Raw genomic sequence first — 3,168 nt, forward strand, 5'->3', positions numbered from 1 at the left:
GGTGAGGTAGTCGTCGGCGCCGGCCTCTCGTCCGGCGCGTTGCTCGGCCTCGTCGGCCCGTGCGCTCACCATGAGGATGCGGGTGGAGCTGAAGACGCGGATGCGCCGCGCGGTCTCGAAGCCGTCGATACCCGGCATGCTCACGTCGAGCGTGGTCACGACCGGATCGTGGCGTCGCACCAGCTCAATCCCGTCGAGCCCGGTGGGCGCGGCGTGCACCTCGAAGCCGGCGCCCTCGAGGACGACGGACACGAGCGTGCGGATGTCGAGGTCGTCCTCGATCACCACCGCGGTGCGGGAAACGGGCATGACGGTGCTTTCTTCGGGCGGCTCGGGATGTTCCGCCTGGTCGAATGGTAGACGACCGGGCGCGCGGACGCCCGCCTCGCACGAGGGCCGGGGGTATGTGGCATCCTGCTCGGGTGCCTCTTGTTGCGCTGACGGGCGGGATCGCCTCGGGCAAATCCACCATCGCGAAGCTGCTCGCCGAACGCGGAGCCGTCGTCGTGGACGCCGACGCGATCGTCCGCGAGGTCCAGGCGCCGGGCTCGGCCGTGCTCGCCGCCATCGCCCGTGAGTTCGGCGAGGTGCTGCAGGCCGATGGGGCCCTGGATCGCGCCGCGCTCGGCGCTCTGGTGTTCGGGAACCCCGATCGTCTGGCGGCGCTGAACGCGCTCGTGCACCCGGCCGTCCGCGCAGAATCAGAGCGGCGGTTCGCCGAGGCGTTCGCGAGCGACCCCGGTGCCGTCGTCGTGTACGACGTCCCCCTGCTCGCGGAGGCTCGCGGGGGCGATGCGTGGGATCTGGTCGTGGTGGCCCACGCTCCGGAGGACGTACGGGTGCGGCGGCTCGTCGAGACGCGCGGGCTGAGCGAGGACGACGCCCGGGCGCGCATCGGATCGCAGGCCTCGGATGCCGAGCGCCTGGCGCTCGCCGACGTGGTGATCGACACCTCGACGACCCTCGACGAGACGCGGCGTCAGCTCGACGAGCTCTGGCAGCGGGTCTCGGGCACTCGCTGACGCCGTCCGCTCGCGCACGGCGAACGCAACCCGACCCCGATGTCGGAGGCCCCGCCTACGCTGGAAGCATGCAGGCCACCCGTTCCGTCCGCCCCTTCGAGGTCATCAGCGAATACTCCCCGTCCGGCGACCAGCCCCAGGCGATCGCCGAGCTCGCGGGACGCATCAACGCGGGCGAGACCGACGTCGTCCTTCTGGGTGCGACGGGTACCGGCAAATCGGCCACCACCGCCTGGCTCGTGGAGCAGGTGCAGCGGCCGACCCTGGTGCTGGCCCACAACAAGACCCTCGCGGCGCAGCTGGCGAACGAGTTCCGCGAACTCATGCCCAACAACGCGGTCGAGTACTTCGTCTCGTACTACGACTACTACCAGCCCGAGGCGTACGTCCCGCAGACCGACACCTTCATCGAGAAGGACAGCTCGATCAACGCCGAGGTGGAGCGTCTGCGGCACTCGACCACGAACTCCCTGCTGTCGCGGCGCGACGTCGTCGTCGTGTCCACGGTGTCCTGCATCTACGGCCTCGGTGCGCCCGAAGAGTACCTGCGCGCCATGGTCGCCCTGCAGGTGGGGGAGCGGTACGACCGCGACGCCCTCATCCGCAAGTTCATCTCGATGCAGTACAACCGCAACGACGTCGACTTCTCGCGCGGCAACTTCCGCGTGCGGGGCGACACGATCGAGATCATCCCCGTGTACGAGGAGTACGCGATCCGCATCGAGATGTTCGGTGACGAGATCGAGGCGCTGTACACGCTGCACCCGCTCACGGGCGACGTGATCCAGAAGATGGACTCCGTTCCGATCTTCCCCGCTTCGCACTACGTGGCCGGCACCGACACCGTCCACCGCGCGATCGGGACGATCGAGCACGAACTCGAGGAGCGTCTGAAGGAGTTCGAGTCGCAGGGCAAGCTGCTCGAGGCGCAGCGCCTGCGCATGCGCACCACCTTCGACCTCGAGATGCTGCAGCAGCTCGGGTTCTGCTCGGGGATCGAGAACTACTCCCGCCACATGGACGGCCGCGTCGCCGGGGAGCCCCCGCACACCCTGCTCGACTTCTTCCCCGACGACTTCCTGCTCGTGATCGACGAGTCGCACGTCACCGTGCCGCAGATCGGAGCGATGTACGAGGGCGACGCCTCGCGCAAGCGCACCCTCGTGGAGCACGGTTTCCGACTGCCGAGCGCGATGGACAACCGCCCTCTGCGGTGGGATGAGTTCAAGGAGCGCGTCGGGCAGACGGTCTACCTGTCGGCCACGCCGGGCCGGTACGAGATGGGCATCGCCGACGGGGTGGTCGAGCAGATCATCCGCCCGACCGGGCTGGTCGATCCCGAGATCATCGTCAAGCCCTCGAAGGGGCAGATCGACGACCTGCTCGAAGAGATCCGCGTCCGCGTCGACCGCGACGAGCGCGTGCTCGTGACCACCCTGACGAAGAAGATGGCCGAGGAGCTCACCGACTTCCTGGGCGAGCACGGGGTCCGCGTCCGATACCTGCACTCCGATGTCGACACCCTGCGACGCGTCGAACTGCTCACCGAGCTGCGCGCGGGCGTCTACGACGTGCTCGTCGGCATCAACCTGCTGCGCGAAGGCCTCGACCTGCCCGAGGTCTCGCTGGTCGCGATCCTCGACGCCGACAAAGAGGGGTTCCTGCGCAGCGGCACCTCTCTCATCCAGACGATCGGTCGTGCCGCCCGTAACGTCTCGGGCGAGGTGCACATGTACGCCGACAAGATCACCGACTCGATGCGCAACGCGATCGACGAGACCGAGCGCCGCCGCGAGAAGCAGATCGCCTACAACACCGAGCACGGGATCGATCCGCAACCGCTGCGCAAGAAGATCGCCGACATCACCGAGGTCCTGGCGCGAGAGGCGACCGACACCAAGAAGCTCCTGGCCCGAAACGACAAGGCGGGCAAGGGCAAGTCGCCGACGCCGCAGCTGCGCCGCACGGGCATCGCGGCCGAGGGTGCCGATCAGCTCGAGTCGACGATCGCCGACCTGACGCAGCAGATGCTGGCCGCGGCCGGCGAGTTGAAGTTCGAGCTCGCGGGGCGACTTCGCGACGAGGTCCAGGACCTCAAGAAGGAGCTGCGCGCGATGGAGCGCGCCGGGCACGCCTGAGCCGGCAT

3 protein-coding genes are annotated in these 3,168 nt (G+C 68.7%); 2 read left to right on the forward strand and 1 reads right to left on the reverse strand.

The genetic code is table 11. The annotated features are described in order from the left end of the window. A partial coding sequence (locus tag DBR36_RS04290; RefSeq protein ID WP_146185226.1) for a response regulator occupies positions 1–309 on the reverse strand: 309 nt, incomplete at its 3' end. A 113-nt stretch (positions 310–422) separates the two neighbouring features. On the opposite strand from DBR36_RS04290, the gene coaE reads away from it, so the two are divergent. Both coaE and uvrB read left to right on the forward strand, forming a co-directional pair. Next, positions 423–1,022, forward strand: coding sequence for a dephospho-CoA kinase (coaE, locus tag DBR36_RS04295; RefSeq protein ID WP_108317711.1), 600 nt, complete (start codon positions 423–425; stop codon positions 1,020–1,022). A 68-nt stretch (positions 1,023–1,090) separates the two neighbouring features. Continuing rightward, positions 1,091–3,160, forward strand: coding sequence for an excinuclease ABC subunit UvrB (uvrB, locus tag DBR36_RS04300; RefSeq protein WP_108317712.1), 2,070 nt, complete (start codon positions 1,091–1,093; stop codon positions 3,158–3,160). Positions 3,161–3,168: the final 8 nt, after the last annotated feature.

It is taken from the genome of Microbacterium sp. HMWF026 (assembly GCF_003061325.1).
GTDB classification, from domain to species: Bacteria; Actinomycetota; Actinomycetes; order Actinomycetales; family Microbacteriaceae; genus Microbacterium; species Microbacterium testaceum_E.